A 25,110-nucleotide genomic window follows, 5' to 3' on the forward strand; every position below is an offset into this window, starting at 1 on the left:
GCAAGCTCGCTCCTACAGGGTGGTGTGTGGGTCAGGGACGCTTGTGTCGCTTGCGCACCAGCTTCATCACCACCACAAAAAACACCGGCACGAACACCACGGCCAGCGTCGCCGTGATCATCCCGCCGATCACCCCGGTGCCGATGGCCTGCTGGCTCGCCGAACTGGCGCCGGTCGCGATCGCCAACGGCACCACGCCAAGGATGAACGCCAGTGAGGTCATGACAATCGGCCGCAACCGCAGGCGCGCGGCTTGCAGGGTGGCGTCGATCAGGTCGTGGCCTTCGTCGTACAGGCTCTTGGCGAACTCGATGATCAGGATCGCGTTCTTCGCCGACAGGCCGATGATGGTGATCAGCCCGACCTTGAAGAACACGTCGTTGGGCATCCCGCGCAAGGTCACCGCCAGCACCGCGCCGAGCACGCCCAGCGGCACCACCAGCAGCACCGAGGTCGGGATCGACCAGCTCTCGTACAACGCTGCCAGGCACAGGAACACGATCAGCAGCGACAGCCCCAGCAGGATCGGCGCCTGACTGCCGGACAACCGTTCCTGCAACGACAATCCGGTCCATTCCTGGCCCAGGCCCGCCGGGCCTTGCGCCACCAGCCGCTCGATCTCGGCCATGGCCTCACCGGTGCTGTGGCCCGGGGTCGGTTCACCGGAAATGCTGATCGCGGGGTAGCCGTTGTAGCGGGTCAACTGCGCCGGGCCCTGAGTCCATTTGGCCTGCACAAAGGCCGACAAGGGCACCATTTTTTCTTGGGTGTTGCGCACGTGAATCTTCAGCAGGTCAGCTACCTGGCTGCGTTGATCGCCTTCGGCTTGCACCACGACGCGCTGCATCCGCCCCTGATTGGGGAAGTCGTTGATGTAGGCCGAGCCCACGGCCGTGGACAGCACGTTGCCGACGTCGGCAAAGGACACCCCCAGCGCGTTGGCCTGCTTGCGGTCGACCACCAGTTGCACCTGCGGCGCCTCGGCCAGGGCGCTTTCGCGCACGTTCATCAGGATCGGGCTTTTTTCGGCCGCCGCGAGTAACCCGGTGCGGGCTTCCATCAACCGCTCATGGCCGAGACCACCGCGATCCTGCAGGCGGAACTCGAATCCGCTGGACGTACCCAGGCCATCCACAGGCGGCGGCAGTACGGCAAAGGTCACCGCGTCCTTGATCTGGCTGAGGGCGACGTTGGCCCGGTCGGCAATCGAAGCCGCCGAATCGTCGCTGCCGCGCTCGGACCAGTCTTTGAGTGTGCTGAAGGCGAGTGCTGCGTTCTGGCCACTGCCGGAGAAGCTGAAACCCAGGATCACCACACTGTCCCGAATACCCGGCTCGGTAGCGTTGTGCGCCTCGACTTGCTCAGCCACCTTCACCGTGCGGTTCTTGCTCGCACCCGGAGGCAACTGGATGTCGGTGATGGTGTAACCCTGGTCTTCTACTGGCAAGAACGAAGAGGGCAAGCGACTGAAGGCCAAGCCCAGACCGATCAGCAGCACGCCGTAGATCAGCAGGTAGCGCCCAGTGCGTTTCAACGCGTAGGCCACCCAATCCTGATAGCGCTCGGTCAGTTGCTCGAACCGGCGGTTGAACCAGCCGAAGAATCCGGATTTTTCATGGTGCTCGCCTTTGGCAATCGGCTTGAGCAATGTCGCGCACAGGGCCGGGGTCAAGGTCAGGGCGAGGAAGGCCGAGAACAGGATCGAGGTGGCCATCGACAGCGAAAACTGCTGGTAAATCACCCCGACCGAGCCCTGCATGAACGCCATCGGAATGAACACCGCGACCAGCACCAGGGTGATGCCGATGATGGCCCCGGTGATCTGCTGCATGGCCTTGCGCGTGGCTTCCTTGGGCGACAGGCCCTCGGTGGCCATGATCCGTTCGACGTTCTCCACCACCACGATGGCGTCGTCCACCAGAATGCCGATGGCCAGCACCATGCCGAACATGGTCAGCACGTTGATCGAAAACCCCAGCGCCAGCATCGTCGCAAAAGTGCCCATCAACGCCACCGGCACCACCAGGGTCGGAATCAGCGTATAGCGGATGTTCTGCAGGAACAGGAACATCACCGCGAACACCAGCAGCATGGCCTCGCCGAGGGTGTAGACCACCTTGGTGATCGAAACCTTGACGAAAGGCGAGGTGTCGTACGGGATCGAGTACTCGACGTTCGCCGGGAAATAGCGCTTGAGTTCGTCCATCTTCGCCCGCACCAGGGTCGCGGTGTTCAGGGCGTTGGCACCAGGCGACAACTGCACGGCGACGGCGGTGGACGGCTTGCCGTTCAGGCGTGTGGAAAACTGGTATTCCTGGCTACCGATCTCGACCCGCGCCACGTCGCTGATGCGCACGGTCGAGCCGTCCGGGTTGGCCTTGAGGACGATGTCGGCAAACTCTTCGGGGGTCGACAACTGACCCTTGACCAGAATGGTCGCGGTGATTTCCTGGGTGGTGCGGGTCGGCAGATCGCCGATGCTGCCCGCCGACACCTGGGCGTTTTGCGCGACAATGGCGGTGTTGACGTCCGCCGGCGTCAGGTTGAAGGCGAGCAGTTTCTGCGGGTCGATCCAGATCCGCATCGCCCGTTCGGCGCCGTACAGCTGCGCCTTGCCGACGCCGTCCAGACGCTTGATCTCGTTCATCACGTTGCGCGCCAGGTAATCGCTGAGCGCCACGTCGTTGAGCATGCCGTCGCTGGACGTCAGGGTGATCAACAGCAGGAAACCGGAGGAGACTTTCTCCACTTGCAAACCTTGCTGGATGACCGCTTGCGGCAGCCGTGACTCCACGGCTTTCAGGCGGTTCTGCACATCCACCTGGGCCAGTTCCGGATTGGTGCCCGGCTGGAAAGTGGCCTTGATGGTGGCGCTGCCCAGGCTGCTCTGGGATTCGAAATACAACAGGTGATCGGCGCCGTTGAGCTCTTCCTCGATCAGGCTGACCACGCTCTCGTCCACGGTTTGCGCCGAAGCGCCCGGGTACACGGCATAGATTTCAATCTGCGGTGGCGCGACGTCGGGGTATTGCGCCACCGGCAGTTGCGGAATGGCCAGCGCACCGGCCAGCAGGATGAACAAGGCAACCACCCAGGCGAATACCGGGCGGTCGATAAAGAACTGCGGCATAAAAAAGCGTCCTGCTTACTGACCAGTCAACTGGGCAAGTGGAAGAGGGGTGTCGTCGATCTGCACTTTCTCGCCGGGGCGGGCGTGCTGCAGGCCCTCGATGACGATGCGGTCGCCTGCTTTCAGGCCACTGGTGACGATCCAGCGATCGTTCTGCACGGCGCCCAGTTCGACCGGTTGCTGCCCGACCCGCTGTTCGGCGTCGAGCAGCAGCACCTGGGCGATGCCAGCGCTGTCGCGCTGGATGGCCCGTTGCGGCACGCTGATACCCTGCTGGTTGACCGCTTGTTCCAGGCGCACGCGCACGAAACTGCCGGGCAGCAAGTCGAGGTCGGGGTTGGGGAACTCGCTGCGCAGGATGATCTGGCCAGTGCCCGGGTCGACGGTGATGTCGCTGAACAGCATTTTGCCCGGCAGCGGGTAGAGGCTCCCGTCATCCTGAATCAGCGTGGCCTTGGCCTGGTCCTGGCCGACCTGCTGCAACTGACCGGAACGGAAGGCGCGGCGCAGTTCGTTGAGTTCGCGGGTGGACTGGGTCAGGTCGGCGTGAATCGGGTTCAGTTGCTGAATCAGTGCCAGCGGCGTGGTTTCGTTCTGCCCGACCAGCGCGCCTTCGGTGACCAGCGCGCGACCGATACGCCCGGAAATCGGCGCGGTGACGGTGGCGTAACCGAGGTTCAGCCGGGCGCGTTCCACCGCAGCCTTGTTGCCGGCGACGTCGGCGGCGGTCTGCCGTGCGTTGGCCCGGGCGTTGTCGTAGTCCTGGCCGCTGATGGCCTTGTCGTCGATCAACCGGGCGTAGCGTTGCTCCTGCAATTTGGCCTGGAACGCATTGGCTTCGGCCTTGTGCAACGCCGCTTCGGCACTGTCCAGGTCAGCCTTGAACGGCGCAGGGTCGATGCGGAACAATACATCGCCCTGTTTCACGTCACTGCCTTCGCGGAAGGTGCGCTGCAAGACCACGCCAGCCACGCGGGCACGCACTTCGGCCATGCGCGGTGCGGCAATCCGCCCGCTCAGTTCGCTGCTGATGGTCAGTGGCCGCGCTTCGATGGTCTCGATGCGAACCGTGGCCAGCGGCGCCTGTTCCTCGGCGTTCGAGGACTTGTCACACGCGCCCAGTGTCAACGCCAGTGCAATCAGGCTGAGCCTGGCAAGCAGATTCTTCGACATGTAATACCCCAATAAAGACCCCCAGCATCCTACTGGGCGACGGCGAGGGTAGCGGTGAAGCTTTGTTGGTGCTGTGTGAAATTGTGTAAGGGTTTTACTCAGGTGTGCGTGAGGGCGTATATCCTTCAGTCCTTGATTTCTATTGCGCCTGACAGGCCGCCATCGCGAGCAGGCTCGCTCCCACAGTTGAAATGCGGTCCCCTGTGGGAGCGAGCCTACTCGCGAAGAGGCCGGTGCAGACGCCACAGCTCTTTCTGGAAACACCCCATGCCCAACATCCTCCTGGTCGAAGACGACACCGCCCTCGCCGAACTGATTGCCAGCTACCTGGAACGCAACGGTTATTCCGTCAGCGTGATCGGTCGCGGTGACCATGTGCGCGAACGTGCGCGGCTCAATCCGCCGGACCTGGTGATCCTCGACCTGATGCTGCCCGGACTCGACGGCTTGCAAGTCTGTCGCCTGTTGCGCGCCGATTCTGCGACCTTGCCGATCCTGATGCTCACTGCCCGCGACGACAGCCACGACCAGGTCCTGGGCCTGGAAATGGGTGCCGACGACTACGTCACCAAACCCTGCGAGCCGCGGGTGCTGCTGGCCCGGGTGCGGACCTTGCTCCGCCGCAGCAGCCTCAGCGAGCCGCAGACCGCCAACGACCGCATTCTGATGGGCAACCTGTGCATCGATTTGTCTGAACGCACCGTGACCTGGCGCGAGCAATTGGTGGAGCTGTCCAGCGGTGAGTACAACCTGCTGGTGGTGCTGGCCCGGCATGCCGGCGAAGTATTGAGCCGCGACCAGATCCTGCAACGCTTGCGCGGCATCGAATTCAACGGCACCGACCGTTCGGTGGACGTGGCAATTTCCAAGCTGCGGCGCAAATTCGACGACCACGCCGGCGAGGCGCGCAAGATCAAGACCGTGTGGGGCAAGGGTTACCTGTTCAGTCGATCCGAGTGGGAATGCTGAGCCGATGTTCAGAATCCTCTTTCGTTTGTACCTGGTGACCATCGTCTCGTTCAGCGCCGCGATTTACCTGGTGCCGGATCTGGTGGTCAAGGTGTTCCACGAGCGCTTTGTCACCTACAACCTCGATTATTCCCGTGGGCTGCAAACGCTGATTGTCAAACAGTTTCACGCGGCCCCGGCCGAACAGTGGCCGGCCCTGGCCGCTGAAATGGACAAGGACTTCAATCCACTGCACATCGTGCTCAGTGACAATGACGACAGCAGCCTGACGCCTGAAGAACAGCAGCGCTTGCGCCACGGCGAGAACGTCGTGCGCGTGGGCGACTGGGGCTGGCGCACGCTGGCGGTCGCGCCGCTGAATGAGCGCACCGTGGTGCAAATGGTCGTGCCACCGGACCCGCTGGACGTCAATCTGTTGTACTGGAGCATCAACGTCCTGATCGGCGCGACCATGCTCGCGTGCCTGTTGCTCTGGCTGCGCCCGCACTGGCGTGATCTGGAACGCCTCAAGGGCGCGGCCGAACGCTTTGGCAAGGGCCACTTGGGCGAGCGCACGCAAATCTCTCCGAGCTCCAACATCGGCAGCCTGGCCAGTGTGTTCGACACCATGGCCGGCGACATCGAGAACCTGCTCAACCAGCAGCGGGACTTGCTCAATGCGGTGTCCCACGAGTTGCGCACGCCGCTGACGCGCCTGGATTTCGGCCTGGCGCTGGCACTGTCCGACGACTTGCCGGCGGCCAGCCGCGAGCGCCTGCAAAGCCTGGTGGCGCACATTCGTGAACTCGATGAATTGGTACTGGAACTGCTGTCCTACAGTCGCCTGCAAAACCCGGCGCGGCTACCGGAGCAGGTCGAAGTGTCGCTGGATGAATTCATCGACAGCATCCTCGGCAGCGTCGACGAGGAAATGGAGTCCCCGGAAATCGTCATCGACGTGCTGCTCCACGGCCAGTTCGAACGCTTCAGCCTGGACCCGCGCCTGACCGCCCGCGCCTTGCAAAACCTGCTGCGCAACGCCATGCGCTACTGCGAGAAGCGTATTCAGATCGGTGTGCAGGTGTATACCGGGGGCTGTGAAATCTGGGTCGACGATGACGGCATCGGTATTCCGGATGACGAGCGCGAGCGGATCTTCGAACCGTTTTACCGCCTCGACCGCAGTCGCGACCGCGCTACGGGTGGTTTCGGATTGGGACTGGCGATCAGCCGCCGCGCGCTGGAGGCCCAGGGCGGCACGCTGACGGTGGAAGCCTCGCCGCTGGGCGGGGCGCGGTTTCGCTTATGGTTGCCGGCTTCGGCTTGACTGGCGCTCGGGATAGCGCTGCTCAGGCACTCAGTCGACTACGCAACAACTTGGCCATCTCCTCCAGATCCGCGATCGGCTGATGCCCGATCAGCATCCAGGCGTGTTCCATGTCAGCCCAATACACGATGTTCAGCTCGCGCCGCCGTTCATGGGCGATTTGGCGGTTGCCGCTATTGGAGCGGGTGATGCACAGCGCCATGGGGCCGTGCGCCGGATCGAGGTAGGTGATCTGGGCGATGGGCGCACCGTCGTACTCGAGGATTTGCGCACGCTTGAACTCGGCACGGGGCAGGCTCAGTTTTGCCGGCGCGAGATCGAGGCCCAGGCGCGCATCGATGGTTCGCAGTTGTGCCCGTTGGGCGGCTTCATCGGCGGGTAAATGATCCAGGGTTTCTGGCACGTAGAGCGCCATGTAATCGGCCACCAGGCCGCGCCAGTTGTGTGTCTGCTGACTCGCTTGCCAGCCGAGGAACAAACGGTCCGTCAGTACGCCGCCGGCCAACAGCCCGGCCGCGGCGGCCAGGAACCAGCGGCGATTGAGCCCGGGGCGGGCGGGTGAGGGTAGCGTGGCGAGCATGGCTTGCAGGCGATCCACCGGCGCCTGCCGGGCCAGTTCATCGTAGGCGTCCTTGAACGGCAGGCTGCTGCGATCCAGCCATTGCAGGCGCAGGCCGAGCATAGGGTCGGCGATGATGGCCGCGTCGATGCGCGAGCGCTGCTCGGTATCGAGTTGGTTGTCGAGGTAAGCCACCAGTTGTTCGTCCGAGGGTATCGTGCTCATCAATGTTCTCCTCGGTTAGGGTTGGGCACCGTGTGCAACGGTGGATATTCGGCCAGTTTCGCCCGAGCGGTGGCCAGGCGACTCATGACCGTGCCGATGGGCACTTGCAACACTTCAGCGACTTCGCGGTAGGACAAGCCTTCGACATAGGCGAGAAACACCGTTTCGCGTTGGGTCTCGGGTAACGCATCGACGCGACGGATGACCTGCGCCGCCAACACGTGGGTCTGGGCCACGGATTCACCATCGAACGACAAGGCCTGATCGGCATCCACCCAACCCTGACCCTGGCGCACCCGTTGGGCGCGGACTTCGTTGAGCCAGATCGAATGCAGAATGCTCAGCAGCCAGCGGTCCATGCGCGTTCCCGGCATGAATTGCCCGGCCCGTTCCAGCGCTCGCACGCAGGTGGCCTGCACCAGGTCATCGGCGACATGCCGTTGCCGGGACAGCAGCAGGCCGTAGCGCCATAAACGCGCCAGATGCTGGTTCAGTTCCGTTCGTATTGCCTGATCGCTGGCGATGGCGACCTCCGTCCGCTCGGGTTGTCAGGTTTTCGATGAACCGTTGATGGCTTCGGCCAGGTCCTGGTACTCCTCGCACTGGGTGCTGCCACAGATGGATTTGATCTGCTGCAGTTGCTCCTGCGCAAGATCCAGCCGGCCTTTGACCACATAGGCTTCGCCGAGGTATTCGCGGACCTGCGCGTACTGCGGGTCGAGTTTCACCGATTGCAGGTAATAGCCGATGCCTTCGTCGGTACGTCCCAGTTTACGCGTGGCGTAACCGCGATAGTTCAACGCTTTTGCCGTGTTTGGCTGTTTCAGCGTGTCGAGCAGGGCCAGGGCTTCTTCATAACGCCCGTCCTTGGCCAGTTGATAGGCATAGTTGGTGCGGTCTTCGTCAGGCACCAGGTTGCTGGTCTGCCTGACGCACCGATGCGATCTGGTATCCAGCACCTGACCTTTCGGGCAGCTGGGCCTGGTGGGCATGTCGTCACCGCCGCCACCACCGTTGGCCAGGGCGAGGGAGCCGGACAACGCAACGGTCAGCAACAGCGGGGTCATCAGAACAGCAAAACGAATATTCATGGGCTTTGCTCCTTAGGTTCATGGGTTTCGGATCAGGTCGCGCCCTGCCAGATGCAGCGCATGGTTGAGACAGCCAACGGCTTGAACAATTGAAGGGGCCTGCTGCCCCGGCAACCTCATGTTCAGGGTTGATGTCTTGAGAACACCGCAGCATGAACAATTATTCATTACGTTCTGGCGGTGCTTTCAAGGAAAGCCCATGACGGGGCGCAGGCATGGTTTTGTGCCTTACACAGTGTGTGCGCTGACGATCCCACATAGGATTTTCGTCGAACACAACATGGGCGGCGGTCCGACGAAGCATTATGACGCGGTATCAACCCAGCAGACGAATCGGAGCCCCTGCCGACCAGGCCTGAATGTCCTCGATCATTTGCGAGAAAAACAGCTGGTAGTTCTGTTGGCTCACGTAGCCGACATGGGGTGTTGCCAGCACATTGTCCAGGGTCCGGAACGGATGGTGGGCGGGCAGCGGCTCCTGCTCGAAGACGTCCAGGGCGGCACCGGCCAGCCGTTGTTTCTGCAGCGCCTTGATCAGCGCCGCTTCATCGACAATCGGTCCGCGAGCGGTGTTCACCAGCAATGCCGTGGGTTTCATCCAGCCAAGGGCTTGCGCGTCCACCAGACCGCGACTGCGCTCGCTGAGCACCAGGTGCACCGACAGCACGTCGGCCTGTTCGAACAGTTCCTGTTTGCCGACATAGGTCACACCGACCCGCGCCGCACGTTCGGCGGTGAGGTTTTCACTCCAGGCGATGACGCGCATGCCGAACACCTGACCGAACTGTGCGACTCGCTGGCCGATGCTGCCCAGACCGAGGATGGCCAGCGTCTTGCCATGCAGGTCGCCACCCAGGCCTTGTTGCCACTGGCCGGCACGCAGGGCATTGGCTTCGACCACCAGGTTGCGGGTTGCGGCCATGATCAGCGCCCAGGTCAGTTCCGGTGCGGCGTGTTTGTAGCTGTCGGTGCCGCTGACCTGAATGCCCAGCGCGGCAGCGGCTTTCAGGTCCAGGGCGGCGTTGCGCATGCCGCCGGTCACCAGCAGTTTGAGCTTCGGCAGGCGGCGCAGCAGGTCTTCATCGAAACGGGTGCGTTCGCGCATCACGCAGATCACCTCAAACCCGGCCAGGCGCTCGGCCAGGGATGGGGTATCGGTGGGGTAGTCATGGAGAAAACTCACCTGGCCGACACTGTCCAGCGCCGACCAGTCCACCACGTCCCGCGCCACATCCTGCCAATCATCAAGCACTGCAATCTGCACAGGCATCGCCTTTCCTCTTTAACGCACGGGGTTGGTCTTGTTCAGCCAGGCGAGCAGGGCCTGGTGGAATTCTGCCGGTTCTTCCATCTGAGGCGCGTGGCCCATGCCAGGGAGTTCGACCAGCGTGGACTGGGGAATCAGCCTGGCCACCTGTTTGCCGAGGACGTCGTAGTGCCCGATCTTCGCCTTGACCTCGGGCGGGGCGATGTCACCGCCGATGGCGGTGGTGTCGGACGTACCGATCAACAGCAGGGTCGGCATCTTCAGGTTCTGGAATTCGTAGTACACCGGTTGGGTGAAGATCATGTCGTAGATCAGCGCCGAGTTCCACGCGACTTGCGTATGTCCCGGGCCTTTGTTCAGGCCGGCGAGCATGTCGACCCAGCGATCGAACTCCGGCTTCCAGCGGCCGCCGTAATAGGTGCTGCGTTCGTAATTGCGGATACTGTCGGCGCTGAGTTTGAGTTCGCGTTCGTACCATTGGTCAACCGTGCGGTAAGGCACGCCGAGGGCTTTCCAGTCTTCCAGGCCGATGGGGTTGACCAGCGCCAGTTGCTCGACCTGTTCGGGGTATTGCAAGGCATAGCGAGTGGCGAGCATGCCGCCGGTGGAATGCCCCAGCAGGGCGGCTTTCTGGATGCCCAGGGCCTTGAGCAATTGCTGGGTGTTCGTCGCCAGTTGCTGGAAGCTGTACTGATAGTGCGCCGGTTTGCTGGAGGTGCAGAAGCCGATCTGGTCCGGGGCGATGACCCGATAACCGGCGTCGCTGAGGGCTTTGATCGAGCTGTCCCAGGTGGCGCCGCAGAAATTCTTGCCGTGCATCAGCACCACGCTGCGACCATTGGCCTTGCCGTGGGCGGCGACGTCCATGTAACCCATTTGCAGGGATTGGCCCTGGGATTCAAAGGCGAAGTGCTTGAGGGTGTAGGGGTAGTCGAAACCTTGCAGCTCGGGGCCGTATCCCGCTCCTTCGGCGTGGGCGATGACGGGCAGGGCGGCGGTTAGCAGCAGACCGGGTAACCAGCGGGAGAAGGGGGGCGACATGGGTGGGCTCCATGGAAAATCCGCCGATGCTGGATCGGCTCGATTAGGGCGGCATTAAACACAGGCAACCGCCGCCCTCGATGGTTCAACCCATCCAGCCCAAAGTCGCCATGGCCAGCACGCCGTAGCGGGCACCTTTGGCCAGGGTGACGATCAGCAGGAAGCGCCCCAGCGGCTCGCGCATGACCCCGGCGACCAGCGTCAGCGGATCGCCGATCACCGGTAGCCAACTGAGCAGCAATGACCAGTGGCCGTAGCGTTGGTAATGAAACCGGGCTTTCTCCAGGTGCCGGGGGCTCACCGGAAACCAGCGTCGGTCGCCGAACCGCTCGATGCCGCGCCCCAGCCACCAGTTAAGCAGCGACCCCAGAACGTTGCCGAACGTTGCCACCGCCAGCAGTGCCCAGAGCCAATACCGATCGCTGAGCAGCAATCCGACCAGCACCGCTTCGGATTGCAACGGCAGCAGCGTGGCAGCACCGAATGCCGCGAAAAACAGCCCGAGGTACGCGCCGGACATCAATGAGCGGGGTAGTCCGCAACCACCACGTCAGTGCCGTTCTTTTTCAGGCCGATGACCTGATAGGCATCGCTCATGCCGTCCATTTCCATGCCGGGCGAACCCATGGGCATGCCGGGGGCAGCGACGCCCAGCAGATCGTCGCGCTTGCTCAAGGCCAGGACCTGGTCGGCCGGGACATGACCTTCGACGAATTTGCCGTTGATCAACGCGGTGTGGCACGACGACAGGCGCGGCGGCACGCCATGCTGTTGCTTGAACTCACTCATGTTGGCTTCGACGTGGTCTTCGACCTTGAAGCCATTGGCCTCCAGATGAGTGATCCATTTTTTGCAGCAGCCACAGTTGGCGTCGCGATGAACCTCGATCGGAATGAGGTCGGCGGCCTGGGCCAGGGAGGACATGAACAGGGCGCTCAGGGCGATCAGACGCAGAGGGTTTCGCATGGGGTTCGTCTCGGCTAACGGGCAAAAAAACGCATTCTGACCATTTTTATTGGTCAGGCATTCAAGGAGTGTTTCTAATTGCTACAAAGGTCTGCCATTCGATGATGGTAGATCAACGCTGTCAGGCAGATGAGGGGCACATTACAAAATCGTCAGGTTGAAATGCCGAGGGTAAGTATCGGTATTGATGAAAACCAACTAGTCGCTATGTAAGAAAAGTCTGAAGGACCATTCTTTAATGTGCCAAGATCCAATAAACAAGAAGTTTTACAGTATGTATCTTAATTGTACGAGAATTGTTAAAACTCTGAATTAAAGTTTGGTGGCCTCAAGTGCTCCGGCCGATACTCCTGACCTCCTAACTTGGTCAAACAAGGAGTTTTCAATGACTATCGGATATACCGGCGCCTGGACCGCGAAAGCGGGCCTGCTGGTTCGAGATACCGCCAGCAGATCAAAGGCTGTTCCCCAGAGCGTCAAGGTCAGGCAGATGCTTGACTTGGTGGGCAACAATCCAGTTAAACTGGATACAGTCAAGATGGACAAGATGAAGTTGCGCAAGCAGATGAAGGGTTTTGATCCTACTAATATTTCAGTCAAATCCATGGGCAGTCTCAGTGTCTTTCTGAAAGAACGTGGCCTGATCAGTGATGTGACGGCGGTCACGCTGAGCAATGCCGGTGACAAGTTCGACCGGTTTGGCATCAAGGACCCTGACGCGAAGTTTAATGCACTGGAATATTTCGCCACGCAACTGGAGAACATCCAGAATAACAATCTGAAGGGTAACAAGTACGCCAACTACCTGGTTCCCGAATTCAAAAAAGCGATCTACGTGCTGCAAAACCTGGAAACTTACGGCAAGAACAACGGCCCCATGGTGAGGCCAGGCAGTGTTCTCTCGGAAGAGGCCTGACGCCATGTTGCCCGGCCCGCCCGGTTCATCGAACGGGCCGGCAACCCTTAGCGGTCGAGCAGTTTCATGACTTCTTCCGGATAACGCAGGCCAGCGGTGGCATTCGCCGGAAAGATTGCTTCCAGCGCGTGCAGTTCTTCGGCGTTCAGCGTCACCTCCAGAGCGGCCACGTTTTCTTCCAGGTATTTGCGTTGCTTGGTGCCCGGAATCGGAATCAGGTAGTCGCCCTGGGCCAGCACCCACGCCAGCGCCAGTTGGCCCGCCGTCACGCCTTTTTCTGCTGCCAGCGCTTGTACCTGTTGCACCAGCAGCAGGTTTTTCGCGAAGTTTTCGCCCTGGAAGCGTGGGCTGAAACGACGATAATCGTCCGCCGCGAAATCATCCGGGCTTTTCAATGCGCCGGTCAGAAACCCTCGGCCCAACGGGCTATAAGGCACAAAGGCGACGCCCAGGCGCTGGCAGGCCGCCAGGCAACCGTTTTCTTCCTGGTCGCGACTCCACAACGAATATTCGCTTTGCAACGCACTGATCGGATGAACCTTGTGCGCCCGCTCCAAAGTCGCCGCCGAGGCCTCGCTCAATCCCAGATAACGCACCTTGCCGGCACTGACCAGTTCAGCCATGGCGCCGACGGTTTCTTCGATGGCCACCTGCGGGTCGATTCGGTGCTGGTAATACAGGTCGAGGGTGTCCACGCCCAGGCGCTTCAAGCTGCCGTCGATGGACTGGCGAATGTATTCCGGCCGACCGTTGACGCCACGGGCGGTAGGGTTGGCCGGGTCGCGGACGATCCCGAACTTGCTGGCCAGGAACACCTGATCGCGCTTGCCGGCAATGGCCTTGCCGATCAGTTCTTCATTGGTGTGAGGGCCGTACATGTCGGCGGTATCGAGCAGATTGATGCCCAGTTCCAGCGCGCGGTGCAAGGTGGCCGTGGCTTCGCGGGTGTCCGTGCCGGTGGTGTAGAAGTCGGTCATGCCCATGCAGCCCAGGCCGATGGCCGATACCTGCGGACCGTTCTTTCCCAATTGACGTGTGTGCATGAAATCAGCTCCCTGTGAAATGAATCGCCATTGTTCGCCTCGACAGAAACAAGATAAACCGGCTAAAACGGCTATCACTATTCGTTAAATCTAAATAATCAGCCGGTGGAGCCAGCAATGGACCGTTTCAACGCCATGCGCGTCTTTACCCGAATCGTCGAGTTGGGTGGCTTTGCCAGGGCCGCCGACAGCCTGCAATTGCCCCGGGCCTCGGTAACCATTCTGATCAAGCAACTGGAGGCGCATCTGGGGGTGCAACTGCTGCAACGCACCACGCGGCAGATCAGCCTGACGCTCGACGGTGCGGCCTATTACCCGCGTTGCGTGCACTTGCTGGCGGATCTGGAAGAGACCGAAGCAGTGTTCAGTGCTGCACGTCATAATCCCAAGGGGTTGTTACGAGTGGACATGCCGGCGGGCGTGGGGCGCCTGATTGTGATTCCGGCACTGCCGCAATTCACCGCCCGCTATCCGTTGATCGAACTGGAAATCGGCCTGAATGACCGGCCGGTGGACCTGATACGCGAGGGTGTCGATTGTGTCTTGCGCGGTGGTTCGTCGCTGGACGATTCGCTGGTGGCGCGGCCGCTGGTGATGATGGATCAGGTGACCTGTGCCAGCCCCGACTACCTGCAGCGGCACGCAGCGCCACATACCCTGGATGACCTGAGCGGGCACCGGATGGTCGAGTACGTCTCCAGCAGCAGTGGCAAACGCTATGGGCTGGAGTTTGTCGTGGATGGCCAGGTGCGGTCGGTCGACCTGCCCAAGCAGGTGGCGGTCAACAGTGCCGATGGCTATCTAGCGGCGTGCGAGGCGGGATATGGCCTGGTGCAGACGCCGTACTATCACGTGGCGCGCCAACTCGAAGAGGGACGTTTATGTGAAGTGCTGAAGGAAGTGCCGCCACCGGGCATGCCGATGACGGCGCTTTATCCGCCGCACCGCCAGTTATCCCGGCGGGTGCGTGTGTTTGTCGATTGGCTGGTGGAACTGTGTGCCCAGCCCGGCAATGACTTTTACCGCAAGAATTCTGGACATTGAGCAGCGGTTAACGATGCTGGTAGTAACCCGGTCCGCCATGGTTGTCATAGTGATCGTGGTGCCAGCCCCCGTGGGGGAAAACAATGCATCCGCTCAGGGTCAGGATGGCAAGCAGGGGAATCAGCAGTGTGATTCGACGCAACATTTGAAAGTCCTCATGGTAATCGCCGCAATGAAGCTAAAACTCTTCATCGGCTGTAACATGAGACCCCGCTTGTAGCGGCTTATCCCCGAAACCGGGTAAGCGCTTGGCATGCGTGTCGATACAAACCGGATACATTTTCAGATTCAGGAACCCGCAATGACTCAGTCGCAACGTTTGAAATACTCGATTCTGATCTCCCTGGTGGTGCTGGGGATCATGTTTGGCCTTTCCTGGTTGCAGAACACCGGCGTCATCAGCGAAAAAATGTTCCAGTACATCGCCATTGGTGTGGCAGTGATAGTGGTGGTCGTCAATGGCGTGATGCGCCGCAAGGTCAAGCCCTGATCATTCGATCATCGGTTGCGCAGAATGGCAGCAGCCTGGGGATGCAGGCTGTAGCTTTTGTCGGGGTTGAGGACAATCACGCCTTCGCTGCACAAGCGCTTTAGCACTTCACGCACGCTGAGAAAGGACAGGGGAACATCCAGGTCCAGCAATTGGCTGTGCACGCCGCGCACGCCAAGGCTGCGGTCGCTTTCGGCGGCCGTCAGCAGGGCGTCGATGACTTTCAGGCGGATCAGGCTGGTTCGAAGGCCAAAGCTTTTGAGCAGGATCCTGATCCGCTCGTTGCGGTGGCGATCGGTACGCGGCTCGAATGCGCTGACTCCCATGGAAGTACCCTTTGGCGCATTGCTACCGTCCGTTGGCAGTTGCGAGTTGTACATTGCAAAAACTCCTTTTCAGAGCCTGATCAGGAAAAAGTGGGCGCTCTTACAGTACTAGACGTATGAGCAGCCCGAATCATGCAGGCTCAAATGTAGAAAATTTGTCGCCATCGCGTGATCAACCTGTCAGCCCATGGGCAGTTTCACGGTAAATCCCTAAATTTTTGTGGTGAGCTTCGTCCCTACAGGGAGGCCCGGTCCGCGTGGATATGCGCACCTGTGGCCATCGTTTTTTCGATCAGGAGCGAGCGTGATTATTTCCAGCCAGTTAACCAGGTTGAGCCTGGCGGGTGTGACTTTGGGGTTGAGCCTGGGGCTGAGCCTTGCGGCGAGCGCGAGTGGTACGCCGGCGCCAACGAGCGCCGACATCCGCCGAACCGGTTTCGGCGTGCCGCACATCCGCGCCGACAACGAGCGCGGGCTCGGCTACGGCATCGGCTATGCCTACGCCCAGGACAATCTGTGCCTGCTGGCCAACGAAATCACTACGGTCAACGGCGAACGTTCGCGGTATTTCGGGCCGGATCAGTTCACCGTAGAAGAGCGTGAGAACCTGGTCAGCGATGTGTTTTTCACCTGGCTGAACACCCCGCAAGCCGTCGCCGGTTTCTGGCAGGCCCAGACCCCCGAAGTGCGTGAGCTGGTCGAAGGCTATGTGGCGGGGTACAACCGTTCCTTGAGCGAACGTCGGGCCCAGGGGTTGCCGCCGCAGTGCCAAGGCGATTGGGTGCGCGACATCACCCCGTCGGATCTGGTCAAGCTGACCCGGCGCCTGTTGGTCGAAGGTGGCGTCGGCCAGTTTGCCGAAGCCCTGGCCGGTGCCACACCACCCAAAGCCGTTGCCCAGACGTCGAGTGCACAGGCAGCGTTCCAGGTAGCCGCCACGCGGATGCAGCGCTTTGCCCTGGACCGGGGCAGCAACGCCGTCGCGGTCGGCAGCGAGCGTTCCTTCAACGGACGCGGCATGTTGCTGGCCAATCCGCACTTTCCGTGGGTGGGTGGCATGCGTTTTTATCAGATGCACCTGACCATTCCCGGCAAACTGGACGTCATGGGCGCGGCGTTACCCGGCCTGCCGCTGATCAACATCGGTTTCAATCAGCATCTGGCCTGGACCCACACCGTGGATTCGTCCAGGCATTTCACGCTGTATCGCTTGCAACTCGATCCCAAGGATTCGACCCGCTACCTGCTAGACGGCCAGTCCTTGCCGATGGACAGGCAGACCGTCAACGTCAGGCAGGCGGACGGGCAGGTCCAGGCGATTTCCCATGAGGTCTACAGCTCGAAATTCGGTCCGGTGGTGCAATGGCCTGGAAAACTGGATTGGGATCGTCAGTACGCCTTCAGCCTGCGCGACGCCAATCTGGATAACGACCGTGTTCTGCAGCAGTGGTACGCGATAAACCGCGCTAAAAACCTCAAGGATTTCCAGGCCTCGGTGCACCAGATCCAGGGCATTGCGTGGGTCAACACGCTGGCGGCGGACGATCAGGGGCAGATGCTGTACATGAACCTGTCGGTGGTGCCCAACGTCAGCGCCGACAAGCTGGCGCAATATCAGGTGCAGACGATTCGTCAGCAGGATGCAAAGGCTGCCAAGGTGGCCGCGGCAGTAAGGAAGTGGCGTTTTGCATGAACGCTGAAGGCCGCACCCCGCAAGGGTGGCGGCCTTTTCAGCTTTTCGGGGATGTTTGCGGAATTGCGTTGACCACCAGATTGCCGTTCTGGTTGCGGGTCAGGTAGACCGGCAGGACCCGCGGCAAGGACTTCACCAGGCCGTTGATCTCTCTGATGTTGTAGATGCCGCCGATATGGATCGCGCCGGTGCTGTTGTCAGCCACCATCAACGGTTTGTCCAGGTAGCGATTGATCAATGGCAGCGCATCGCTCAGGGCCAGATCGTCGAGCACCAGTTTGCCCTGGCGCCAGGCCAGTGAGCTGTCATTGTCATAAGTCTGGCTGATGCGGGGGATGAAGTCGCCGTGGCGATAACTGGCCTGCATCGCCGGGCCAAGGCGCAAACCGTCGCCTTGCAGGTCGGCGTTGCTGCTGACCAGTACCGAACCCACGATCAGATTGACCTTGACCTGGTCTTCATACATCCAGACGTTGAATTGGGTTCCGGTCACGCGAATTCGGCCTTCGGCGGCCTTGACCACGAAAGGGTGACGGGTGTCATGGCTGACACTGAAGAAGGCTTCGCCTTTTTTCAGCGTGACTTGCCGCTGATCCTTGTAGTTGCTGTACGTCAGCTCGCTGCCTAGGTTCAGCTCCACCTGGCTGCCGTCCTTCAAGGTGACCGTTCGAACATTGTCGGACGCTTCGAAATGCTGGTACGCGTTCGGAACCCAGCCCAGGTGCCAGCCGCCATAACCGGCCAAAGGCAGTGCCAGGGCACACACCGCCGCTGCAGTAGCCAGGCGGCGCCACGGGTTTACGGGTTGGGTGCGAACCAGCGGCACCACAGGTTCGGGACGGGGCAAGTCGCCGGCGACATCCCAGATCTCCAGCATCGCTTCGTACTCGAAGGCATGGAGCGGATGCGCATCACGCCATTGCTCGAACGCGTGGCGCTCTTGCTCGGTACAGTCATTGGCGTGCAGACGCATGCACCAATGCGCAGCGGCATCGGTGATGGCATCGTATTCGGCTTCCGAGAGGGTGTGGTCGGTCATTGGCCCATCCTGATTTCCTGCATTCTAACCTTGGGGGAAGTTTGCGAGAACATCAGTCATGGCATTTAACCATCAATGGGTATTTTTTTTCAGCGCCTCGCCTCTGGAGCGCCTGCTGTCGGGTAGCAGTATCCATAGGGGCGCGCGAAAAAAAGATCAAGACAAACACCGCTGTGCAGCGCAGATCCGGGGATCTGCGCGTTATTACGATGGGATCAGAGGCCAGTGGACGCCGTCACCGTTACCGGATCCAGTTGCCGGCCCATTTCGCAGATCAAAAAGGCGATCGAGTCGGCATTATGCAAAATGACGTCGATTCGGAACTTCGAATCCTGCACGTCAAAAAAAGCGTCTCGTGCCTCATCCATGGTCTTGCTGCCCGTCAGCCGCAGGATAGCCTTGCCGATGTGGTAAGAATCCGGAATCGAATCCAGGCTGATCCACGATTGCAGCCCATTGTTCCAGCGTGCGAACAGTTCCTCCTCGGGCGTTTCCATTGACAAGGCTTCTCGCTGGAAGTCCATTTGAGTCTGTTTCTTTGCTGCGCCATAGCTGGTGATCGACGCTACCAAATCGCTGAACGGCAGCCTGGCCTCAAGGTATGCAATGTCCACGGCCCCGGAAAACAAATGAGCGAACTCGTGTATCAGGGTCACGGCCTGGCTGTGGCCGTCGACATCAAAGGGTTGTGTCAGACTGGATTTGTACCAGTCGAGTTGTTGATCGAAAAACTTTTCCGTGAAATGCACATTGCGCTGTAGATCCTTGTCCACGACAAACGCGACGAGATTGTCCTCCGGGTCCCGGCTTGAACCCACGATAAAGCGTTGCGAGTTCATCCAGTCTTCATCGGGATCGACCAGCGCATTGCAGATGGGGACGATGGCCTGTTTGATTTTTTCGAGCAGTGCTTTGTCGACCCGACCAACATCAAAGAACTGTTTGAGGAAGGTATCGAGCCGTGTGCCCGGGGCGAGTTTTCTGAGTTGTACCAGGTTGTGCAGACTGTTGAACGCGTAATAGCGAGCCATGTCGATGGCCTGCACGATCATGCGGGCCTTATCGGGATGTTTGGCCCGGATTTCGTCCATCCCCCGGGCCTCGATATTCAGTACCTCCCTGGCAACATAGGCGTTGGCATACCGATTGTGCATTTTCGAGACGACTTTCCCGAAGTGAACGGTGTGGGAATCCGGGTCGATTACCAGTTGGTTGTCAGATGCAGCCAGTAACACGGGGCCTTCTTCCTTGCCTTTGATCGTTCTCCAGACCGCTCCGGTCTTGTTCACGCCGTACACCTTGCCGGCAATGGCGGCGAAGGTTTTCTGGCTGCCCGCTTCGAGATAGGTGCCGTCAGTGCTGCTTTTCGCGAGGTCCTTGAGTTCAAGCGTGGTTTCGAACGGTTGCAGCCGGGTACGCAGTGCTGCGGTCGACCGGACCCGCGACCAGGGTTGTGCGATCACGGGGGAGGCAACCGGTTCAGCAGCCGCTTCGCCGGTTGCTTGGGCGCTTTCGGCCGATCCTTCAAGCGACAACCGGCCCAATGACACGATTTGTGCCGCACCGGCAATAAAGTCGCGCAATGCGCTCGTCCAGTGATGGTCGTGCAGGGCTTCGGCTGAGTTCAGGGCGTCCTTGTAGGCCTTCCAAAGAAACTGCACATACGCGAGTTTGCCCGGCAGCAGGCCTGAAATGCACTCGATGCCGGAGCCGAACAGGTGTTTGACGGCCTCCCAGTCAGACTGAGCGGTAGCGTTTGCCTGGCTGCCGAGCATCTTCACCAGCAGTTGGGTGTTGTCATGGAACAATTGGGTGAACAGGTTGCCGCCGATGGGGTTGGACGCAAGGGTGATTTCGCTCGACTGGCCGGCGGTGGACTTGAACAGGTTGCGAAACACTGTTTGCTGACTGTCCGGCAGGCGACGTATCAACATGTCCTGCAATGGCCCCGGTGTGTTGAGCGCCGAGACAACGCTGGCCTCATTGTCGAACTCAACGAACGGTGAACCACCAGGGTGGTAAGGGGCATAGAGGATTTGCGGGCCTGCCTTGCCCGTGCCTGGGCCAATCAGGTACAGGCTCAGCGCGGTGACGGCGGCGGCACCGCTTGTCTTGATCAATTGCAGTGGCCGGGCGATTGCGTGCGCGCCTTCTACGGCCGCCCGGGCGATGGCGTCCGGCATGTCGAATACTTGCTGAAGCAAATCGAAAGCGCTGTCGGACAGCCGTTGCTGGAGTTTCAGTTCGTGGGCGTGTTGCAGCAGTTGCTGTCCTCAACAACGCTGTTGCGGTATTGCTCCAGCAGTTCAAGGTGCAGTCGCTGCTCTTGCAGCGGAGCCATTCCCAGCCAGGCGGGCAGGGACTGCTGCTGGCTGATCGCCCGGGCAATCGACGTGGCTCTTCCCAGGTTGGTGTTGAGCACCGTTGTGGTCAGGGCTTTAAGGGCTTTTTTCTGCTTCGTGTCGCTCAGATCGAAAGTGCGTACGTGTTCGCAGCGAGCCAAAAAGTGCTCGATGGACGATTGCGTGACCCGCTCCAATACAGGCCCTTCAATCAGCCGCAGCGGACCCAATGAGTAGCGTTGGTGAAAGATGCGCTGGGACGGGGTCAGGTTTTCCAGCAACGCCAGGCGTTGTTGTGGTTCGAGCAGGCGGCGGTTCAGTTCCAGCCTTGCACGACTGATGGTGTCAAAGACTTCCAGGCCCTCGGCGGGTGTCCACAGGATCGTCCGGCCGGAATGCGAGGAATCGAGTCCGCCACGCTCGGTCAACAGCAGGCAATGAGCCAGGGGCAGGACATCCTCCTGGCCGGAGCACTCCAGGGTCAATGAGTAGGCATCGGGGCGGAAGCCCTTGAGTGACAGGCGGTTTTGCCGGTCGGGCTGGTCCGGGTTGAAGACCGTGTCGACAATGGCCCGATCCGCATCCCGCAGTGTCGCGCCGAGTACCCGCAGACTGGCCTCGCCACGGATGCCAACGGAAAGTGCATGGGTCAGGCGGGGTTTCATGTTTTCCAGATAGACCCGTTGCAAGGCCAGGGAAGCGACCGGTTGTGCTGCAAAATCTGCGTTTATCTGTGTTTCGATGTCGCTGAAGGTCTTGATGAAAGCCGCCACCGTATCGGCCAGCACCATGGAGGGATGCTGATCGCCGGGTAACACGGGGCGCGTGCTCCAGCGTTCGTCGGTAGCCAGCGTCAGCAGGCGCTCGCTGATCATCGAGCGGATATCCAGCGCCTTGTCGAACAGGGCGTGGATGTCTACGGCACCGTCACTGTGACGGAACACTTGCAGGGCGTAATCCATGTTCTGCAGCTGCTTGCCGATGATCCCGTCGAAGAGCCTGGGGAAGATCGCGCCGGAAATCACTTCGCCGGTCACGTTTGGCCAGTCAAAACCAATGAAACGCTGGCGCTCCTCCAGGCTCAGCAGGCCATAGAGCTCATCCTCGTGACCGGCCGCGCTGAACTTGCTCAGCACCGTATCGCACAAGTCCTGATAGTCCTTGAGCACCTGCAGGCCTTCAGTAGGCGTGTAGAGAAACGCGTTGCCGGCGCTGATCATCAGTGAGCCGGCCAACTCCACATAATTGGCCTGGTACTCCCACAGACGCACGGTTTCGACTGTCATTGATTTGTTCGTCCGAGTGGTCGTCGAGATCAACGCGTGCAAATCCTGGCTTTGCTCCGGGGTGATGATCCCGGCTTCGCGCTTGAGCAGCAGTTGCACTCGGGCCTGATCGGCAATGGCCTGGCCGAAGAACTTGCGACGTGATGCGCCATCGGCGCTCGCCGCATCCCAGAAACCTTCGAGCTGCCCGACCAGCAGGCTGATCAGTTGGCGCGAGATCGTCGTGACGCCTGCCTCCCAGAGTGGCTGGTCGGCTTTTGCCGGGGACTTTTTCGGATGGGAAAACTCAGGGGAAGACCCGGACGGCCAACGCTGATGGCGATAGTGCAGGAGGACGGCCTCACTCAGGGACAGGGAGTTGACCCAGCGTCGCGCCGGATGGCTTTCGTCAGCGTTCTCTGGCGTTGTTGCCTGGTAGAAGTTCACTTGGGTCCGGCCCTGATCCAGACCGGGGAAAGCCGCTGCCAGCTGTTCATTGAGTAATGCGTCGAGCAGCGATGTCAGGGACGGCAGTGCTTTCAATTCGTCGAGCAGGGCCTGGTCGTTGAGTTGCTGATGGGTGGAGAGGGTGTTGCGCTGGTCTTCGAACACGTCGCCGTCAATGGTTTGAAAGTTCAGCTCAATGTCGGTGGCGTCCACCACGGCCTTGCGTTGAGACAGCGCCATGAAGGCCAGCAGGTCATCGTCTTCGCTGGCCGCCTTGAGTTGCGTCACCAGTTGTTCGGTCAGGTCCGTACGGCTGGAGAACTTTTTTATTCCGGCGTACGGGGTGTAGAGAATCAAGCCGTTGTCATCGGGTGTCGCGGTCAGCAAAAAACTGCCGGCCAGCGCCACGGGTTCCAGGCCAGGGATTTTCAGCAGGATTTTCTTCGCCAGCATGGGCGGCGTCTGCCCATCGCGCAGTGCCTGGCTGGCCAGTTCGATATGGCTGAACCATTCGAAGTCCCTTTGCGTCAGCCCGTGGGTTTTGCCAAGTTCACGCCAGCGGCCGCGCAATGTCAGCGCCTCGGGGAAAAACAGCGGAGTTACTGGTGTAGACATCGTCGAGTCTCGTTCAGGGTGCCACTCAATGGCGCCGGTGGATTGAGCATCGAGACTAAAAGCCGGTGCGTTGACACGGGTGGTAAATAGATAACGCACGGGCCGCGGGCATTCGTGACAGGGATATACCTCATCGACCCTGAGCGAAAGGTTGACAGGTTACTCGCCGCGCGTTGTTAATCGGCGGGTCTTTGTACGCTGTTGTTCCCTCCAATAATTAGTCTGGAGCTTCAGATGTCTGCGCCACACGATCACGCGTCTACTGCGGTCTCGTCACACCTGTCACTCGAAGCGCTGAGCGCTTTGCTAGAGAAAATTTTTCTGCGTCACGGCACATCGGCCGAGGTTGCCCGGGTGCTGGCGCAAAACTGCGCCGGTGCCGAGCGCGACGGCGCGCACAGTCACGGGGTATTCCGCATTCCAGGTTATGTTTCGACGCTGCAAAGCGGCTGGGTCAATGGCCAGGCCGTTCCGGTGGTCGAAGATGTGGCTTCAGGGTTTGTGCGGGTCGATGCCAATAACGGTTTTGCGCAACCGGCCCTGGCGGCGGCACGCGAGTTACTGGTGCAGAAGGCCCGAAGTGCCGGCATTGCGGTGCTGGCGATCCGTAACTCGCACCATTTCGCTGCCCTATGGCCGGATGTCGAACCCTTCGCGGATGAAGGTCTTGTGGCATTGAGCGTGGTCAACAGCATGACCTGCGTGGTGCCCCACGGTGCCGACCGGCCGCTGTTCGGCACCAACCCGATTGCCTTCGCTGCGCCGCGGGCCGATGGCGGGCCGATTGTCTTCGACCTGGCCACCAGTGCCATTGCCCATGGCGATGTGCAGATTGCCGCCCGCGAGGGTGAACGCTTGCCGGCAGGGATGGGCGTAGACAGCCTCGGCCAGCCGACCACAGACCCGAAAGCGATTCTTGAGGGCGGCGCGTTGCTGCCTTTCGGCGGGCACAAGGGCTCGGCGTTGTCGATGATGGTCGAGTTGCTCGCGGCGGCATTGACCGGCGGCAATTTTTCCTTCGAATTCGACTGGAAGAACCACCCCGGCGCCAAGACCCCCTGGACTGGCCAATTGCTTATCGTGATCGACCCGAGCAAAGCGGCGGGGCAAAGTTTTGCCGAACGCAGCCAGGAACTGGTGCGGCAAATGCACGGTGTCGGCCTGAAGCGTTTGCCGGGGGATCGGCGTCATCATCAGCGCGCCAAGTCACAGGTCAACGGCATTGAACTGGATGCCCGGACGCTGGCGAACTTGCGGGAGCTGGCGGGGCTCTGATCGGGTCAGTTTTGCGCAATCCCTGTGCGGGCTTGCTCGCGAAGGCGCCGTGTCAGCCAATATCCAAGTTGCTGACACACCGCTTTCGTCGGAACGCCGCCCGGAGCAAGCCCGCTCCCACAAGGCTCAGTGTTTGCCAGTGCTTATCGACGCCCCAACAACAACCCCACCACCAGGCCAAACCCGGCGGAAATCGCCACGGTTTGCCATGGATGCCCGCCGATATAGGTTTCAGTGGCCTCGACCGCGGGCAAGGTGCGGTCGCGTACGCTGCTCACCGAGTCCTTGGCCTGTTGGAGTTTCAGGGCGATTTGTCCGCGAAGGGTCTCCGCTTCTTCCCCGACCAGCGAGGCGCTGCTTTTCAGCAGCTTTTCCGACTCTTCGATCAGCGATTGAAGCTCGCTGAACGCTTGATCCTTGATTTGATCTTCGGCGGCTTGCAGGGCGGTTTTGCGGGCCATTGAAGTACTCCTTGCAGGTAAGTGGACAGTGAACAATGGAGTCAGCCGTCGTCGGAAAAGTTGCAGCTATTTTGCCCGGGAAGGCCATCTTGCTGAAAAACCGGCGCAGGACATTTCGTCCTACAGTGTAAGATGTCGCCTATTTTACGCAGCAGGAAATTCCCATGAGCTTCAATCTGGCCGACAAACCCCTCGCCGAGCGCGCTGCGCTTGAAGACGAGAAATCCCGTCTGTTCGAACTCTGGCAAAACAACCTGGGCAAAGCCAAGGGTGAGGCCGCGCGGTTGTTCGGCGAACGGGCCAAGCGCAAAGGCAAGTGGGCGGAATGGGTGCGCGCCGAGCTGGACGGCATGTCGCCCCCGGAGTACGCCAACATGGTGCGCAGTGAAGTCAATCGTCTGATGGCGGCCAACAAATAACATAGGCC

The 25,110-nt window shown here is 60.5% G+C and carries 21 protein-coding genes and 2 pseudogenes; 8 read left to right on the forward strand and 15 right to left on the reverse strand.

Annotated elements, in window-relative coordinates; all coding sequences use genetic code 11:
* Nucleotides 1–31: 31 nt before the first annotated feature.
* Nucleotides 32–3,130, reverse strand: a complete 3,099-nt coding sequence (locus KGA85_RS07365; RefSeq protein ID WP_223531521.1) for an efflux RND transporter permease subunit — start codon at nt 3,128–3,130, stop codon at nt 32–34.
* Between the two features lie 15 nt (nt 3,131–3,145).
* Entirely contained in the window at nt 3,146–4,678 is a 1,533-nt protein-coding gene (locus KGA85_RS07370) for an efflux RND transporter periplasmic adaptor subunit (protein WP_411741599.1), read from the reverse strand.
* Here KGA85_RS07370 and KGA85_RS07375 point away from each other — a divergent pair.
* Together KGA85_RS07375 and KGA85_RS07380 are read left to right on the forward strand one after the other, a co-directional pair.
* On the forward strand, nt 4,571–5,272 hold the full coding sequence (locus KGA85_RS07375) for a response regulator transcription factor (protein WP_007985461.1): 702 nt from the start codon (nt 4,571–4,573) through the stop codon (nt 5,270–5,272). The two genes, KGA85_RS07370 and KGA85_RS07375, sit on opposite strands and share 108 nt — an antisense overlap.
* Nucleotides 5,273–5,276: 4 nt before the next feature.
* A complete protein-coding gene (locus tag KGA85_RS07380; protein ID WP_223460763.1) occupies nt 5,277–6,578 on the forward strand; it encodes an ATP-binding protein in 1,302 nt (433 codons plus the stop codon).
* Between the two features lie 22 nt (nt 6,579–6,600).
* On the opposite strand, the gene KGA85_RS07385 is transcribed toward KGA85_RS07380, so the two are convergent.
* The 7 genes from KGA85_RS07385 to KGA85_RS07415 all read right to left on the reverse strand — a co-directional run bounded on the left by KGA85_RS07385 (nt 6,601) and on the right by KGA85_RS07415 (nt 11,727).
* Nucleotides 6,601–7,362 (reverse strand): transcriptional regulator, encoded by a 762-nt coding sequence (locus KGA85_RS07385; protein ID WP_223536265.1) that lies wholly within the window; start codon nt 7,360–7,362, stop codon nt 6,601–6,603.
* Entirely contained in the window at nt 7,362–7,844 is a 483-nt protein-coding gene (locus KGA85_RS07390) for an RNA polymerase sigma factor (RefSeq protein WP_411741647.1), read from the reverse strand. Before KGA85_RS07390 ends, KGA85_RS07385 begins: the two co-directional genes overlap by 1 nt.
* Nucleotides 7,845–7,910: 66 nt before the next feature.
* Nucleotides 7,911–8,453: a tetratricopeptide repeat protein gene (locus KGA85_RS07395; protein ID WP_223457030.1), complete on the reverse strand. Its 543-nt coding sequence runs from the start codon at nt 8,451–8,453 to the stop codon at nt 7,911–7,913.
* Between the two features lie 316 nt (nt 8,454–8,769).
* Nucleotides 8,770–9,723 carry a D-2-hydroxyacid dehydrogenase family protein gene (locus tag KGA85_RS07400; RefSeq protein WP_223543028.1) on the reverse strand — a complete coding sequence of 318 codons (954 nt, stop codon included), beginning with the start codon at nt 9,721–9,723 and terminating at the stop codon, nt 8,770–8,772.
* Between the two features lie 12 nt (nt 9,724–9,735).
* Nucleotides 9,736–10,761, reverse strand: a complete 1,026-nt coding sequence (locus KGA85_RS07405; RefSeq protein WP_223543029.1) for an alpha/beta fold hydrolase — start codon at nt 10,759–10,761, stop codon at nt 9,736–9,738.
* Between the two features lie 85 nt (nt 10,762–10,846).
* Entirely contained in the window at nt 10,847–11,281 is a 435-nt protein-coding gene (locus KGA85_RS07410) for a YqaA family protein (protein WP_223457036.1), read from the reverse strand.
* Nucleotides 11,281–11,727 (reverse strand): DUF411 domain-containing protein, encoded by a 447-nt coding sequence (locus KGA85_RS07415; RefSeq protein ID WP_223457038.1) that lies wholly within the window; start codon nt 11,725–11,727, stop codon nt 11,281–11,283. The genes KGA85_RS07410 and KGA85_RS07415 overlap by 1 nt, the downstream gene beginning before the upstream one ends.
* 385 nt (nt 11,728–12,112) lie before the next feature.
* Here KGA85_RS07415 and KGA85_RS07420 point away from each other — a divergent pair, with 385 nt between their 5' ends.
* Entirely contained in the window at nt 12,113–12,643 is a 531-nt protein-coding gene (locus KGA85_RS07420) for a hypothetical protein (RefSeq protein WP_223543030.1), read from the forward strand.
* 47 nt (nt 12,644–12,690) lie between these two features.
* Here the strand turns inward: KGA85_RS07420 and KGA85_RS07425 are convergent, their stop codons facing one another.
* Nucleotides 12,691–13,686, reverse strand: coding sequence for an aldo/keto reductase (locus KGA85_RS07425; protein WP_223543031.1), 996 nt, complete (start codon nt 13,684–13,686; stop codon nt 12,691–12,693).
* A gap of 117 nt (nt 13,687–13,803) precedes the next feature.
* Here KGA85_RS07425 and KGA85_RS07430 point away from each other — a divergent pair, with 117 nt between their 5' ends.
* Nucleotides 13,804–14,730, forward strand: coding sequence for a LysR family transcriptional regulator (locus KGA85_RS07430; protein ID WP_223543032.1), 927 nt, complete (start codon nt 13,804–13,806; stop codon nt 14,728–14,730).
* Nucleotides 14,731–14,737: 7 nt separating this feature from the next.
* Here the strand turns inward: KGA85_RS07430 and KGA85_RS07435 are convergent, their stop codons facing one another.
* Nucleotides 14,738–14,875: a hypothetical protein gene (locus tag KGA85_RS07435; RefSeq protein ID WP_008054152.1), complete on the reverse strand. Its 138-nt coding sequence runs from the start codon at nt 14,873–14,875 to the stop codon at nt 14,738–14,740.
* Between the two features lie 156 nt (nt 14,876–15,031).
* Between KGA85_RS07435 and KGA85_RS07440 the strand changes: the two genes are divergently transcribed.
* The gene (locus tag KGA85_RS07440) at nt 15,032–15,220 is read left to right on the forward strand and encodes a hypothetical protein (RefSeq protein WP_007983579.1); all 189 of its coding nucleotides are present in this window, start codon (nt 15,032–15,034) and stop codon (nt 15,218–15,220) included.
* Between the two features lie 8 nt (nt 15,221–15,228).
* On the opposite strand, the gene KGA85_RS07445 is transcribed toward KGA85_RS07440, so the two are convergent.
* On the reverse strand, nt 15,229–15,600 hold the full coding sequence (locus KGA85_RS07445) for a fe2+ zn2+ uptake regulation protein (protein ID WP_223543033.1): 372 nt from the start codon (nt 15,598–15,600) through the stop codon (nt 15,229–15,231).
* A 250-nt stretch (nt 15,601–15,850) separates the two neighbouring features.
* On the opposite strand from KGA85_RS07445, the pseudogene KGA85_RS07450 reads away from it, so the two are divergent.
* Nucleotides 15,851–17,158: pseudogene (locus tag KGA85_RS07450) on the forward strand (penicillin acylase family protein); the annotation flags it as partial.
* A 118-nt stretch (nt 17,159–17,276) separates the two neighbouring features.
* Here KGA85_RS07450 and KGA85_RS07455 read toward each other — a convergent pair.
* Together KGA85_RS07455 and KGA85_RS07460 are read right to left on the reverse strand one after the other, a co-directional pair.
* Nucleotides 17,277–18,278: a FecR family protein gene (locus KGA85_RS07455; protein ID WP_223457048.1), complete on the reverse strand. Its 1,002-nt coding sequence runs from the start codon at nt 18,276–18,278 to the stop codon at nt 17,277–17,279.
* Nucleotides 18,279–18,493: 215 nt separating this feature from the next.
* Nucleotides 18,494–22,947: pseudogene (locus KGA85_RS07460) on the reverse strand (dermonecrotic toxin domain-containing protein).
* Between the two features lie 234 nt (nt 22,948–23,181).
* Here KGA85_RS07460 and KGA85_RS07465 point away from each other — a divergent pair.
* Nucleotides 23,182–24,222 (forward strand): Ldh family oxidoreductase, encoded by a 1,041-nt coding sequence (locus KGA85_RS07465; protein WP_223457050.1) that lies wholly within the window; start codon nt 23,182–23,184, stop codon nt 24,220–24,222.
* 143 nt (nt 24,223–24,365) lie between these two features.
* Here KGA85_RS07465 and KGA85_RS07470 read toward each other — a convergent pair whose 3' ends face one another.
* The gene (locus tag KGA85_RS07470; protein ID WP_223457052.1) at nt 24,366–24,683 is read right to left on the reverse strand and encodes a YqjD family protein; all 318 of its coding nucleotides are present in this window, start codon (nt 24,681–24,683) and stop codon (nt 24,366–24,368) included.
* Between the two features lie 164 nt (nt 24,684–24,847).
* Between KGA85_RS07470 and KGA85_RS07475 the strand changes: the two genes are divergently transcribed.
* Nucleotides 24,848–25,102 carry a hypothetical protein gene (locus KGA85_RS07475; protein WP_007970091.1) on the forward strand — a complete coding sequence of 85 codons (255 nt, stop codon included), beginning with the start codon at nt 24,848–24,850 and terminating at the stop codon, nt 25,100–25,102.
* Nucleotides 25,103–25,110: the final 8 nt, after the last annotated feature.

This window comes from Pseudomonas sp. GL-B-12 (assembly GCF_019955895.1).
GTDB lineage: Bacteria > Pseudomonadota > Gammaproteobacteria > Pseudomonadales > Pseudomonadaceae > Aquipseudomonas.